A 14758-nucleotide genomic window follows, 5' to 3' on the forward strand; every position below is an offset into this window, starting at 1 on the left:
ATTGTATGGACAAGAATTTTTCAACTGCAATTAGGCACATCCATTTATTCTTTCAGCATGGTATTAGGGATATATCTCTTAGGTTCTGCTATTGGAAGTTTATTATCCGGAAAGTTATATAAAAACATTAAAAATCCGATAAAAACTTTAGGATACTTAATTATTTTTATCGGATTATACACGATTGCCGGATTATATTTATTTACGTTATTTACACCTGTGGCGATTTCCGAGTCGCTGGGTATTTCAAAAATTTTAATACCGCTGATAGTTATATTTCCAGTAACATTCACATTGGGAATTATTTTTCCTATTGTATCAAGTTGTTTCGTTAAAAGCAGAAATAAAATCGGAAACGGAATTGGTTTTCTGTATTCCATGAATACGCTAGGTTGCATTGTTGGCTCTTTGTTTGCGGGTTATATTCTTATAAAATATTTTGGCACAAGAAACACCGTTATATTGGTTTCATTGATTAATTGTTTAATGGGATTTATAGTTTTAACAGTTGGTTTGGAAAAATTAATAAGGAATAAAAATTTAATTATTGCTTCGATATTGTTAATTGCCGGTTTATTGATAAGTATATACTCTCCCGACCCTTTTTATACAGTAATTAAAAAAGTTGTATATAGTTCAAAAAGCAAGATGGAAGTATATTATCACAAGGAAGGTATTTCTGCCACAACTACAGCTTACGGTTCCAAAACAGATTTCTTTGATAAACATATTTTGATTAATGGAATGGGCATGACATCATTGGTGAGTGAAACAAAATTAATGGCACATCTTCCTGTTCTTTTAAATGGCGATGCAAAAGATGTTTTGATAATTTGTTTCGGTATGGGAACATGCCTTAAATCATGTGTTACTCATGAAAAGGTAAATATTGAAATTGTTGAATTGGTTGGCGAAGAATATGAAACATATAATTATTTTCATAAAAACGGAAGTGAAATTTTAAAAAATCCACGCGTTAAACATTTTGCTGATGACGGCAGAAATTATTTATTGCTAAGGGATAAAAAATATGATGTAATAACAATTGACCCTGCTCCGCCATTGTGGAGTGCCGGCACAGTAAATCTTTACACAAGAAATTTCTTTGAACTTTGTAAAAAACATTTAAGCGATAAAGGCATATTCTGCTTATGGATTCCTCCATGCCAGTATACTGAAGTTAAGATGATAATTAAAACTTATATTGATGTTTTTCCAAACACAATTATTTTCAGCGGTATCAAATACAAGGGTTTTTACATGCTTGGAGCAAAGGAACCGATAAAAATAAATGTTGATAAATTTAAAGAAGCAAAAAACGATAAAAATATAATGAATGATATAAATGAATGGGAAAATATTTTCAACTCTCCCGAAGAAATGCTAAATCTTAAAGTTGCCGATGCTTATGAATTAAGAGAATTCTTAGAAAATGAAAAAATAATTACAGATAATTATCCATATACAGAATTTCCATTGTGGAGAAAAACTTACAATAAAAATTTTAATGTTTGGTTTGATGCTGATATGCTGAAAAAGATTTTGAAAGGTGAGTTAAGGATTGGATATTAATTTTTAAAAAATGAGAATTCTTTTAATAAATCATTACGCAGGAAGTTCAAAACTCGGAATGGAATATCGCCCGTATTATCTTGCAAAGGAATGGGTGAAAAACGGGCATGATGTAACTATTATAGCTTCTTCATTTTCGCATGTCCGTTCAGTTCAGCCGGAAGTAAAATCGAATTTTGAAACTCAAAATATTGACGGGATAAAATACATTTGGCTTAAAACTAAAGCATATCAGGGAAATTCCATAAAACGTTTTTTTAACATACTCGAATTTGTTTTTAAATTATTTTTTAAAAGTTCTTATATTGCTAAAACATTTAAGCCGGATGTTGTAATTGCATCATCCACTTATCCACTTGATATTTATCCTGCATACAGAATAGCAAAAAAAGCCAAAGCAAAATTAGTTTATGAAATTCACGATTTGTGGCCTCTCTCACCGATGGAAATCGGAGGATATTCGAAACGACATCCTTTAATAATATTAATGCAAGCTGCCGAAAAATTTTGTTATAAAAAATCAGATTTGGTGATTTCAATTTTACCAAAAACTCTCGAACATTGTGTTTCGCATGGTTTAGAGCCGACAAAATGGCACCACATTCCAAATGGAATAAGTTTAGAAAGATCGGAAAATCAGCAGGAAATACCAATTCAACAAAAAAATATTTTGGAACAAATCAGAATCGCACACAAATATATAATTGGATATACAGGTAGTATCGGCTCTGCTAATGCAGTAAAAGATTTTATTCTTGCTGCATATTTATTGAAAAATGAGAATGTTGCTTTTGTAGTTATTGGAAAAGGAGCAGAAAAAGAAAATTTAGAGAAATTAAAGAATGAAAACAATCTTCGCAATGTATATTTTATTGAACCTGTTCCTAAAAAATCGATTTTAAAAGTTCTTAATATTTTAGATTTCTTATTTATTGGCTTAAAAAAACAAAATTTATTTCGCTTTGGAGTTAGTCCGAATAAATTATTTGATTACATGTTAAGTGGGAAGCCAATAATTCAAGCAATTGATGCAGGTAATGATATTGTTTCAGAAGCAAAATGTGGCTTTACTATCGAACCGGAAAATCCACAAGCAATTGCTGGAGCTATAAGAAAAATAATTGCCTTACCGCAAAATGAAATTATTGAAATGGGTAAAAATGGGAAAGATTATGTAATACAAAATCATGATTACAAAATAATAGCCAATAAATTTTTAGAAATTATAAAATAACATTTTCATATCTTTGATAGTTTAAATTAAAGCATTATGATTCCATTTTCACCACCACATATTGACCAGAAAATAATTAATGAGGTAGTTGATACTTTGAAATCGGGTTGGATTACTACAGGACCAAAAACAAAATTATTTGAAAAAAAACTTACTGCATATAATGGGAATAAATGTACAATTTGCCTGAGTTCAGCAACTGCAGGATTAGAGCTTGTTTTAAGATGGTTTGGTGTTAAAGAAGGAGATGAGGTTATTTTGCCTGCTTATACATACTCAGCAACTGCAAATGTCATAATTCATTGTGGTGCAAAACCTGTTTTTGTTGATATAAATAAAAATGATTTTAATATTTCGGTGGAAAATATTAAAAAAGTAATTACATCAAAAACAAAAGTTATTATGCCGGTTGATATTGGCGGTTTGCCTTGTGATTATGATGAGATAAATGATTTGGCAAACAATCCTGAAATTAAAAAATTATTTTCACCTATAAATGAAAATCAGAAAAAATTAGACAGGATATTAATATTATCAGATGCTGCACATTCACTTGGAGCTACATATAAAGGAAAAAGAACAGGTGTACTTGCCGACATAACTGTGTTTTCTTTTCATGCAGTTAAAAATTTAACTACAGCCGAGGGTGGAGCAATTGCTTTTAATCTTGAACCACCTTTTGATAATGAAGAAATATATAATTTTTTTAATTTGTTTTCACTCCATGGACAAAATAAAGATGCTTTAGCTAAAACGCAAAAAGGGAAATGGAAATATGATATTGAAACAGCCGGCTATAAAGCAAATATGACTGACATTGCTGCATCTATGGGATTAGTTGAGTTGGAACGTTACGATAGTGATATTTTAGTTAAGAGAAAACATATTTTTGATACATATTCAAAAATGTTTTCAAATTATTCGTGGGCTGAATTACAGGAGTATTCGACAAATATAAAAAAATCATCATGCCATCTTTTTTTGCTTCGCATAAAAAGTATTGATGAATTTAAAAGAGATAAAATTATACAAAATATTTTTGAGCAAGACGTTTCTGTGAATGTCCATTTTATTCCTGTTCCTTTATTTTCATTTTATAAAAAACTTGGATATAATATTGACAATTATCCAATAGCTTATGATAACTTTTCTAGGGAAATTTCATTGCCTGTTTTTTATGATTTAACTGATGAACAAATTGAAATAGTAGCGAAATCGGTTGTTAATGCTGTAAAAAAAATAATATAATGCTTATTAAAATCTTTGACTTGCTATTTTCATTTTTGTTATTGATAATATTATTTCCTTTTTTTATAATTATATCATTGGCAATAGTGGTTGACAGCAAAGGAGGGGTATTTTATTTGCAAAACAGGGTTGGATTTAAGGGGAAGGAGTTTAAATTGTATAAGTTTCGCACCATGTATGTTGATTCTGATAAAGAAGGATTATTAACAATTGGTGCAAAAGACATGAGAATAACAAAAGTGGGAATTGTTTTGAGAAAATATAAACTTGATGAGATTCCGCAATTATTAAATGTATTAATAGGAAATATGAGTTTTGTGGGTCCCCGACCGGAGGTGAAGAAATATGTGGATTTTTATTCTGAGGAGCAAAGAAAAATTTTAAATGTGAAGCCGGGCATTACTGATTGTGCTTCAATTGTGTATTATAAAGAAAGTGAAATGCTTTCGAATCCCGTTGACCCCGAAAAAAAATACATTAATGAAATAATGCCAAAAAAGATAAAACTAAATATGACTTTTATAGATAATTATAATTTTAAAACATATTTTAATATTCTTTTAAAAACATTTTTTAAAATCATAAAGAGCATTGGCAAAAATTAGTATTTATAAGTTGAACCCTTTTGCATCCAAAGCAAATTATTATTTAGTGATATTAATTGTGCTCCTTTTACCTGTTGCAAGAAAAATAATTCCTACTTTGCTGGTTCTCTTATTTGTTACATGGTTGCTTGAAGGAAATTTTTTTGTGAAATGGGAAAATTTTAAAAAAACAAAATTGGCACTTATTTTGCCTGCATTTTTTGTTTTGCATATATTAGGTCTTTGCTATGCCGGAAATTTAAAAAGTGGTTTTTTCGATTTAGAAGTTAAATTATCTCTTTTTTTTATTCCAATAGTTTTTGTGAGCAATAATGAATATTATAAAAATAAAATTAATAAGATACTTTTGTTTTTTATTGTCGGTAATATTATTGAAGCACTATTTTGTCTGGGTGGCTCTTTTATTAACCTTTTTTACAAGTACTCTCCATATGTTATCGGATGTTTTAAAAATGACCCTATATCATTTATAAACGATAACTTCACATATCATTTTCTTTCAAAGTCATTTCATCCTTCATATTTTTCAATGTATTGTGCATTATGCCTGCAGATATTAATATACTTTCTTTATTACAATATTTATAAGAGTCATAAAAAACTTCAATATGCTTCTATTCTTTTTTTTATTTTTTTTATATTTTTACTTTCATCAAAAGCAGGTATTATAACAATTACAATTCTTATTTTTGTAAATACATTTTTGTTTTTTAAGAAGAAAAAAGTTTTTTTTGTAAGCTCTTTACTTATTTTTTTATTAACTATATTACTTTTTGCCACTCTGAAATTCAATCAGCGAATAATTTATATTATAAGTCAGTTGAAAACAACATCTATTAATGAGAAAAATATAAAAACAACAGAAGATAGATTGTTGATATGGTATAATTCAATAGAAATTATAAAAGAACATCCAATTATAGGTGTTGGTACCGGAAATGTAAAAGACGAATTATTGGAAGTATACAGAAGAAATAATATGCAGAAAGCTATACTGAATAATTATAATGCCCATAATCAATTTCTCGAAACTTTTATTGCTCTCGGATTTGTCGGATTTTCGATGCTTATTGTAATTTTAATTATTCCTTTAATCAATGCAATCAAAAAAAGAGACGTACTTTTATTAGCATTTATTGTTATTATTAGTATTAACTTTATGTTTGAATCAATGCTAAATACTCAGGCAGGAGTTGTGTTTTTTGCATTTTTTTATTCGTTTTTGAATTATGTGAAACCAATCAGTACTTCGAGTACCTTAAATACTTGAAATATTTTTAAATCAACATTATGATAGAGTTAGCTGTTTGTGGAAATAACTGCAATTATTGTCCTCGTTATATAGCAACCAAAAAGGGAGATGTAAAAAATCTGAAAAAAGTTGCTGAATTGTGGGAAAAAACAGGATTCAGAAATTCTGTCGAATCGCCTGATATAATTGCTTGCAAAGGATGCAGAGTTGAACAAAATTGCAGATATGGAATTTTTGAATGTGCAAAAGAAAAAGGTGTTGATAATTGCGGACAGTGCGAAGATTATCCTTGTGAAAATATTTCCGAAGTATTTGATAAAGCAAAATCATACAAGAAAATCGTAAAAAGAGCATGTACAAAAAAAGAATATGATATTTTAAATAAAGCATTTTTCTGCAAAATGCAAACACTTGATAAAATTTCGGGAATTAATAAAAAGAAATTCAAATTCTGACGTTCAACGAAGAGAGGCGTTTTTATAGAGGTGCCCTAAAATTAAATCTGTGTTAATCTGAGTAATCTGTGGTGACTTTTTAACAATTTTAAATTCAAAATGACAAAAAAACAACTTCGCAATTTACTCGAAGAAAAATATAATCAATACAACAATCAATCTTTCATCGAATCGGACCCTATTTCTATTCCACATAAATTCACAAAAAAAGAAGATATTGAAATTTCGGGATTCTTAGCTGCTACTATTGCATGGGGACAACGAAAAAGTATTATTAGAAATGCAAACAGAATTATTGAATTAATGCATAACTCACCTCATGATTTTTTGATGAATGCAAAACAAAAAGATTTTGAAAAATTTAATTGTTGTATTCACAGAACGTTTAACGGCGATGATTGCATTTACTTTTTAAAGTCGTTACAAAATGTTTATTTGAAACATGGCGGAATTGAAAATTGTTTTAATAATGCTTTGAAAAAAGAGAATGATTTAAGATTTGCTATTTCATATTTCAGGGATATGTTTTTTGAGTTACCTCATGCTAAAAGAACACAGAAGCATTTTTCCAATCCTGATAAAAAATCAACAGCAAAAAAAATAAATATGTTTTTACGTTGGATGGTGCGTAATGACAATAGGGGAGTGGACTTTGGAATATGGAAAAAAATAAAACCGAATCAATTGTATATTCCTTTGGATGTTCATGTTGGCAATACAGCCCGAAGATTGGGATTGTTAAAAAGAAAGCAAAACGATTGGTATGCTGTTGTGGAACTTACGAATTGTTTAAGGGATTTTGATGCTGACGACCCTGTGAAATATGATTTTGCTTTGTTCGGGTTGGGAGTTAATGAAGTTTAAATATAATAAACTTCGCCATTCTACATTCAGTGTTCGATGTTCGATATTTAAAATAAAACAAATATCGAACATCGAACACTGAGCATCGAATATCGAAGTAACCCGAATAACAAAAATGCTCACCATCTATATCCGATAAAAAATCTATACTTGGATGCATATAACTGTAATATAGCATTACTAACTTTTGCAAACCATATTTCGTTCATGCCGAATGCTCCAATGATAATTTTTTTTCCGTTATATCCGAGGAAATATTTTAGTCCAAGCTTATAACCAAAATCCGATTTTGATTTAATATTACATTCTTGTTTTTGGTAACCTCCGCCTATAAATAACATTGGCGTGAAATAAAATCTCTTTAAAATAATTGAATAAGCATAACCAGGTGAAACTTCATAATTATAAAATTCACCCCTTCGGAAAGCGTCGAATTCCGAATAGTTTTGTTTTTCTGTTTTTGGAATCAGAGATGAATCGCTGTTTACAAATATGCGATTTAAAGAAGCCATAAATAGAAATGAACCAGCGCTTTTTAATTGCCTCTCTGTTTGATTGAATGATGCTTTTATTGAAAATTTTCTGGAGAAAATATAAAAACAATTTATTGTAAGGTTATTAATTTCCATGGTGGAAATAGTTGGATATTTGGAATTATAATTCCAATTTACATCAAATGAAGGAGCATTAAATAAGTAAAAACCTTTATAATACTGGTAACTTGCTTCTAATCCAATTCGCCTTCCATACAAGTAAACCTGAAAATTATTATAATCGGTTTTTCCATATTTTAAATCTTTTTTTTCGTTTCTGAGTAACTTAATAGAAACGGAAAGCCCTAATAAATTACATGCAAAGCCAGCACCAATACTTTCAACAATATTTGGTGAATAACTTATTTTTTTGCCGATTTTGTTTTTATCGGATATATCGAGCGAAAGCAAAGGCGATTGAATTAGTGCTTTTACTATAATATTATCATTTACCTCTATATTAGGATATCTGATATGAGTACTTTGTGATTTTGATTGAAGGGAAAATAATATTAATACTAATAATAAAAAAAATCTATTTACTAAAGGCATATTTAAAAATCTTTAAAACCAACAATTTCTCTGACTTCCTTTAAAGTTTTTTCTGAACTTTTTCTGGCTTTTTCTGCTCCTTCTTCGGCAACCTTTTTCAGATAAGCATTGTTTGCTCTTAATTCTTTTATTTTATCGCGAAAAGGATTTGTGAAATTAATAATATCTTCAGCAAGTTGTTTTTTTAAGTCGCCATATTTTATCAGGCAGTTGTTGTATGAATCATCAAAATGTTTTATTGTTTCGGGAGAAGAAACTGCATTCATCAGTAGAAAAAGATTTTCTATTACTTCGGGTTTCTTTTGGTTTATTTCGGTTGGACCTGCATCGGTAACTGCTTTCATTACTTTTTTTCTGATAATATCGGGTTCATCAACTAAAAATATTGCATTGTTTGGTCCTTCCGATTTTCCCATTTTTCCGCTTCCGTCAAGTCCAGGAATTTTGATTAATTCTTCACCGAAGTTATAAGCAACAGGTTCGGGAAAATAATTTACATTATACATCCTGTTGAAACGTGCAGCAAAATTTCTTGTCATCTCAAGATGTTGTTCTTGGTCTTTACCTACCGGAACTTTGCTCGCCTTATGAATTAAAATATCAGTTGCCATTAAAACGGGATATGTGAGCAACCCTGCATTTATATTGTCGGGTTGAGTGCGAACTTTTTCTTTAAACGATGTGCATCTCTCGAGTTCGCCTAAATAAGAAATCATATTCAAAAGCAAATACAATTCGGGAATTTCATGAATATCACTTTGCAGGTAAATTGTTGCAGCTTCAGGGTCTAAGCCGCAAGCAAGGTATTCGGCAAGCACCTGCTTTATGTTTTCCATTAGATTTTCGGGTGTGGGATGTGTTGTGAGTGAATGAAAATCGGCAATAAAAAAATAGCATTTATGTTTGTACTGCATTTTAATAAAATTTTTCATTGCACCGAAATAATTTCCGAGATGCAGGTTGCCTGTTGGTCGTATTCCGCTAACTACTGTTTCCAATGTTTATTTATTTAGGAATTAAGATTTAGGATTTAGGAATTGCAAAAATAGTAAAAAGTAATTAGAAAATTTTATATTTGTTTGTCATAAATACAGATAAATGATTAACACAAAAACACCCGAAGCTTCGGCGATTATTGAAGCATATAATCGTATAAAACCATATATCAATCAAACACCTGTTTTAACTTGCAGTTCATTAAACGGAATTTTTGACAGCGAATTGTATTTTAAATGCGATAATTTTCAGAAAACAGGTTCGTTCAAATTCAGAGGAGCTGTTAATGCTGTTTTTTCGATGGATGAAGATAAAATTAAAAATGGAGTGGCAACCCATTCATCGGGCAATTTTGCACAGGCACTTTCATTAGCTGCACGAATAAAAGGAGTGAGGGCATATATAATAATGCCGAGCAATTCGGTGAAAGTAAAAGTTGATGCCGTAAAAGAATATGGTGGAGAAATTATTTTTTGCAAGCCAACTCTTGAAGCAAGAGAAACAACTTTAAATGAAGTTGTGAAGAAAACAAATGCTGTATTTATTCATCCTTATGATGATTACAATATTATAGCAGGGCAGGGGACTGCCTGTTATGAACTTATTAATGAAGTTGAAAATATTGATATAATTTCGGTTCCTGTTGGCGGCGGTGGTTTATTGAGTGGTACATTATTGTCGGCTCATTATTTTTCTACGAAAACAAAAGTCATAGCTTGTGAACCCGAAATTAACTATGATGCTCGTCAATCTTTAATAGCAGGAAAAATAATTCCTTCTATAAATCTAAATACCATTGCAGATGGCTTAAGAACTTCTCTTGGTGAAAAAACTTTTCCGATAATTAAAGAGTATGTGAAAGAAATCGCCACTGTTAGCGAGAAAGCAATTATAGATGCAATGAAAATTGTTTGGGAGAGAATGAAAATTATTATTGAACCATCAGCAGCGGTTACAATTGCTGCATTGCTCGAAAATAAATATGATTATAGAGGAAAAAGAATAGGAATAATTTTTTCGGGTGGAAATGTTGATTTGGAAAAATTGCCTTGGCATTGAAAGATTTAGGAATTAGAAATTGGGATTTGGGATTTGGGATTTGGGATTTGGGATTTGGGATTATAATTTAAAAGTTACAAGTTACTGCCATTTTGTGAAAATCATCTTTTCTTTTTAAAAAATTCTTTTAATATTTCGCTGCACTCTTTTTCTAAAACCTCTGAAATTACTTTTGTTTTTGGGTGTAATATTTTTTTATTTAATAGAGAATATCCTCTTTTTTCATCGGAAGCACCATAAACAATTTGTTTAATTTGTGTCCAGTAACACGCTCCCGCACACATAACGCATGGTTCAAGCGTAACGTATAAAGTACATTTATTTAAATATTTTCCACCAAGAAAATTTGTTGCAGATGTAAAAGCGAGCATTTCAGCATGAGCAGTAGTATCATTAAGGGTTTCGGTTTGATTGTGTGCTCTTGCTATGATTTTATTTTCACAAACAACAACTGCGCCAATGGGGATTTCATCTTTGTCAAAAGCTTTTTGTGCTTCTTTCAAAGCTTCTTTCATAAAGTAATCATCAGAAAAATTTAATATTGAATTATTCATTGTCTTTAGTCAATAGTCATTGGTCATTAGTAAAAACTTCGATGTTCGATTTTTTTTGCTCATAGCTCATGGCTTTTTCATTATTAATTATTCTTTATTCTATCAAGCCCTGCTTTTGCTTTTTGCTCTATGCTGTATTTGTATTCATAATTGTTTAATGACAAACATTTTTCGAAATATATTTTTGCAGTTTTATTGTCTTTTTGTTTTTCATAAATCAAGCCTAGTTGTAGAGCGGAGTTGGCAGCAAAATAATAAGGCGAGTATGAACCGATAGTTAAAGTTAATTTATAATAGTTTATTGCTTTTTCATTATTATCAAGTTTATGATAAATTCTTCCAAGCCGATATGTAAACTCTATCATATCTTTTTTTGCTTTGTAAACTTCATTAGGTTTTTTTTCGGTAAGTGCATCGAGCGATTTTTTGTAATAGCCACCGTCAAACAATAATCTTCCTTTTAAAAGATAAACGTTGGGAATATTTCCGCTTTCGGCTTCTTTCTGTGCATTCTTATCTTCATCAATTTCAGTATATCCGTATAATTTAACTTTTTTAATATACTCGTTGTATTTAGCGGTATTATTATTTAATAGATAACACCATGCAATTCTTTGGTATGCTGCTTTGATGAAATTTTTTCCCTTGAATTTTGTTACGAAATTTTCGAAATGCTGAATAGCTTCTATATTCAGTTTATTCAGATAGGCACTGCCAAGCATAAATTCAAGGAAATTAAAAGGGTAGGCATTAGGATTATCAATACGGTTGGTAAGTATTCTAATTGCATCATCATTTAGTCCTTTTCGCATCGCTAAACTGGCTTTTCCAAAGCTAATTAATGGTCCTGTGTTTTTATCTGTTTTCACGATGTCATAAATCGTTTTTGTATTTTCTTCATTTTCATTAATAATGTTCATGCTCATAAATGAAAGCAGAAACACAACTTCGCTATGTATGTATGAAAATTGTGAATTTCCTTCAGTTGCTTTCAGAATATATTCCATTTCATTTGTGCCTTGTTTTATTGAACCGCTGAACCCTGCAAGATTTATCATCCATTTGAATTTATCGGGTATTGAACCAATAAGAACATGCAATAATCCATGCATCATCTTGTTAGGAATAAAATTAGGAAATTTTTTCGCATTATCTTCCGTTAAAATGTATGCTTTTCTGATTTCCATTGCACTTGTTACAAATTCATCATATTTCATTCTTGCAAATGACCATTGAAGGTTTATCTGTGCTTTTGAATATAAATAATATGGTGATGACTTATCGCCTTTGTCAAGTTTATCAAGCCGCAATTCTTTATTCTTTTTCAGAACTTTAAACTCATTGTTGTTTTCTCCAATAAGTAATGTAAGGAAATCAATATAATTTTCAATTAAGAGAGGAATGTCATTTTGCGGATTTATTGTTTTTTCAATATTAAGAAGTCGTTTGCCTTCCTGAAAATTCAAGTTTATTACATTTGTGTATGCATTTATACAGTTTTTATTGAAATCGAATTTTGCTTCTGCATTGTTATAAATGCAAGTAACTGCAATAAACGATATTGAAATTATAATTCTGGAAAGATTCAAAAAAGTTTATTTAAAAAATTAATGTGTAAAGTATAATGCTTAAGCTTTCACAGTACTTGCAATAATTGGGTCAACAAGAACTCTACCGCAATATTCACAAACAATAATTTTTTTTCTTTGTCTTATTTCAAGTTGTCGCTGAGGTGGAATTTTATTGAAGCATCCGCCGCAAGCGTCTCTTTCAACCGTTACAACAGCTAAGCCGTTTCTGGCGTTTTTCCTTATCCTTTTATATGCATTGAGCAGCATTTCTTCAATTATTTTTTCATTTGCTTTTGATTCCGACAAAAGTACTTGCTCTTCTTTTTCGGTTTCAGTAACAATGTCATCAAGTTCGGCTTTTTTTACTTTTAAGTCCGATTTGCGTTCATGAATGATTTTATTTGATTTCTCAATTATTTCATTCTTAGCTTCAATATTGGCTTTATTTTCTTTTATACGCTTTTCGGCAAGTTGAATTTCCAGATTCTGATATTCTATTTCTTTAGTTAGAGAATCGTACTCTCGATTATTTCTGACATTTTTCAATTGAGTTTCGTATTTTTTTATCAATGTCTTACAGTCAGAAATAAAATTCTTCTTTTCTGTGATGGATGCAAGCAAGGCATCTGCTTCATCGGTATAATTTTTTACTCTTGTTTCAAGTCCCTCGAGCTCGTCTTCCAAGTCCTGAACTTCCAAAGGTAATTCACCTCTTACCATCCTTATTTTGTCAACTTTTGAATCAATTTGCTGCAATTTGTATAATGCTTTGAGCTTGCCTTCTATTGATGTATCAACTTTTTCTTCAGCTTTTGAAGAACTTTTAATTACTTTTACTTCTGTAGTTTTTTTCTTCATGTTTTGTAATGCTTTCTCTTCTTTTTTAGATTTAATTGCTTTCTTTTCGATTTTTATAGTTTTACTTTTTTCTTTTATTTTTTTTATTTCTTTTACTTTAACTTTCTTCTGAACAAGTTTTTTCTTCTCAATTTTCTTGCTTTTTACCGGTAATTTATTTTTTACAATTTTTTTTGCTTTCTTAACAATAGGTTTTGCGGCTTTTTTTGCGGCAACTTTTTTTATTATCTTATTTTTTTTCTTAGGTTTTTCCTTTTTCTTGGTTTTAGCCATATAATTTATTTTTATGAATTAAAAATATATAACCGGGTTTGTATTAACTTTTGAAAATAGAATGGCAAATTTAGGAAATTTTTTATTAATAATTTCAAAAATTAATTCTTTTGTAAACTCTTCACTTTCATGGTGTCCGATATCAGCGATAACAATTTTGCTTTCAGCGCCAAAGAACTGATGGTATTTGAAATCGGAAGTAATGAATATATGAGCGTTTGCTCTGATTGCTTCATTTAAAAGAAAACTTCCTGAGCCACCGCATACCGCAACTTTTTTTATTTTTCTGTTAAGAAGCTTTGTGTGTTTTATGACTTCACATTTCATTACCGATTTTATTTTTTTTAGGAAAACAGTTTCATTTTGCGAAACTTCAAGTTCTGCAAGCATTCCACTGCCAACAGATTTGAACTCATTTTCCAGCGGATAGATATCATAAGCAACTTCCTCATAAGGGTGTGATTTGATAAGTGCATTTAAAATTTTACCTTCCTTATAAATCGGATAAATCACTTCAATTCGTATTTCTTTTTCGTAATGTCTTTTACCTTTTTTACCAACGAATGGATTTGTTCCTTCACCTGCTCTGAATGTTCCCGTTCCTTCGATATTGTAACTGCATTCATCATAATTACCAATAACTCCTGCACCGGCTTCAAATATTGCTTTTCTAACGTCTTCGATTTTTTCGGAAGGACAAAAGGTTACAAGCTTTCTTAATAATTTTTTTTGTGAAGAAAGAATTTTCGGATTTTTTAATCCGAGTTTTTCACATATTTTATGATTAACTCCTTTTTCAACATTATCAAGGTTTGTATGAAATGCATAAATTGCAATGTTATTACGAATGGCTTTAATAATAGCTCTTTCAGAATTGCTTTTTCCTGTTAATTTTTTTATTCCCGTAAAAATTAACGGGTGATGTGAAATTATAAGATTTGCATTTGCTTTTATAGCTTCATCAACTATTTCTTCCGTACAATCAAGTGAGAGCAGTACTTTTGAAACATCTATATCAGAATTTCCTATAATTAATCCCGAATTATCATAACTTTCCTGATAACTCAACGGAGCAAATTCTTCAAGGCATTTTGTGATTTCGGAAATTTTTATTTTGTAGGACATTTAGTGA

14 protein-coding genes are annotated in these 14758 nt (G+C 30.0%); 8 read left to right on the plus strand and 6 right to left on the minus strand.

The features are described 5' to 3' along the window. From WC223_08755 to WC223_08785, 7 genes are all read left to right on the plus strand, one after another. Nucleotides 1-1572: fused MFS/spermidine synthase (locus WC223_08755; protein MFA6924329.1), on the plus strand; the 1572-nt coding region annotated here is incomplete at its 5' end. Between the two features lie 10 nt (nt 1573-1582). Then, nucleotides 1583-2806 carry a glycosyltransferase family 4 protein gene (locus WC223_08760; protein ID MFA6924330.1) on the plus strand — a complete coding sequence of 408 codons (1224 nt, stop codon included), beginning with the start codon at nt 1583-1585 and terminating at the stop codon, nt 2804-2806. A 33-nt stretch (nt 2807-2839) separates the two neighbouring features. Next, entirely contained in the window at nt 2840-4054 is a 1215-nt protein-coding gene (locus WC223_08765) for a DegT/DnrJ/EryC1/StrS family aminotransferase (GenBank protein MFA6924331.1), read from the plus strand. Then, on the plus strand, nt 4054-4659 hold the full coding sequence (locus tag WC223_08770) for a sugar transferase (protein ID MFA6924332.1): 606 nt from the start codon (nt 4054-4056) through the stop codon (nt 4657-4659). Before WC223_08765 ends, WC223_08770 begins: the two co-directional genes overlap by 1 nt. Next, complete coding sequence (locus tag WC223_08775; GenBank protein MFA6924333.1) at nt 4646-5929, plus strand: O-antigen ligase family protein; 1284 nt, start codon at nt 4646-4648, stop codon at nt 5927-5929. Before WC223_08770 ends, WC223_08775 begins: the two co-directional genes overlap by 14 nt. A gap of 20 nt (nt 5930-5949) precedes the next feature. Further along, nucleotides 5950-6366 carry a DUF3795 domain-containing protein gene (locus WC223_08780; GenBank protein ID MFA6924334.1) on the plus strand — a complete coding sequence of 139 codons (417 nt, stop codon included), beginning with the start codon at nt 5950-5952 and terminating at the stop codon, nt 6364-6366. Nucleotides 6367-6465: 99 nt separating this feature from the next. Continuing rightward, nucleotides 6466-7230: a TIGR02757 family protein gene (locus tag WC223_08785; GenBank protein ID MFA6924335.1), complete on the plus strand. Its 765-nt coding sequence runs from the start codon at nt 6466-6468 to the stop codon at nt 7228-7230. Between the two features lie 119 nt (nt 7231-7349). On the opposite strand, the gene WC223_08790 is transcribed toward WC223_08785, so the two are convergent. Then, nucleotides 7350-8315, minus strand: a complete 966-nt coding sequence (locus WC223_08790) for a DUF4421 family protein (GenBank protein MFA6924336.1) — start codon at nt 8313-8315, stop codon at nt 7350-7352. 2 nt (nt 8316-8317) lie between these two features. Then, a complete protein-coding gene (gene trpS, locus WC223_08795; protein ID MFA6924337.1) occupies nt 8318-9313 on the minus strand; it encodes a tryptophan--tRNA ligase in 996 nt (331 codons plus the stop codon). A 100-nt stretch (nt 9314-9413) separates the two neighbouring features. Between trpS and WC223_08800 the strand changes: the two genes are divergently transcribed. Next, complete coding sequence (locus WC223_08800) at nt 9414-10370, plus strand: pyridoxal-phosphate dependent enzyme (GenBank protein ID MFA6924338.1); 957 nt, start codon at nt 9414-9416, stop codon at nt 10368-10370. A gap of 101 nt (nt 10371-10471) precedes the next feature. On the opposite strand, the gene WC223_08805 is transcribed toward WC223_08800, so the two are convergent. From WC223_08805 to WC223_08820, 4 genes are all read right to left on the minus strand, one after another. Next, nucleotides 10472-10924 (minus strand): nucleoside deaminase, encoded by a 453-nt coding sequence (locus tag WC223_08805; GenBank protein MFA6924339.1) that lies wholly within the window; start codon nt 10922-10924, stop codon nt 10472-10474. 83 nt (nt 10925-11007) lie between these two features. Next, on the minus strand, nt 11008-12513 hold the full coding sequence (locus WC223_08810; protein ID MFA6924340.1) for a tetratricopeptide repeat protein: 1506 nt from the start codon (nt 12511-12513) through the stop codon (nt 11008-11010). Nucleotides 12514-12552: 39 nt separating this feature from the next. Continuing rightward, entirely contained in the window at nt 12553-13353 is an 801-nt protein-coding gene (locus tag WC223_08815) for a C4-type zinc ribbon domain-containing protein (GenBank protein ID MFA6924341.1), read from the minus strand. A gap of 291 nt (nt 13354-13644) precedes the next feature. After that, nucleotides 13645-14739 carry a Nif3-like dinuclear metal center hexameric protein gene (locus tag WC223_08820; protein ID MFA6924342.1) on the minus strand — a complete coding sequence of 365 codons (1095 nt, stop codon included), beginning with the start codon at nt 14737-14739 and terminating at the stop codon, nt 13645-13647. Nucleotides 14740-14758: the final 19 nt, after the last annotated feature.

The sequence above is a fragment of the Bacteroidales bacterium genome (assembly GCA_041671145.1).
Lineage (GTDB): Bacteria > Bacteroidota > Bacteroidia > Bacteroidales > JAHJDW01 > JAQUPB01.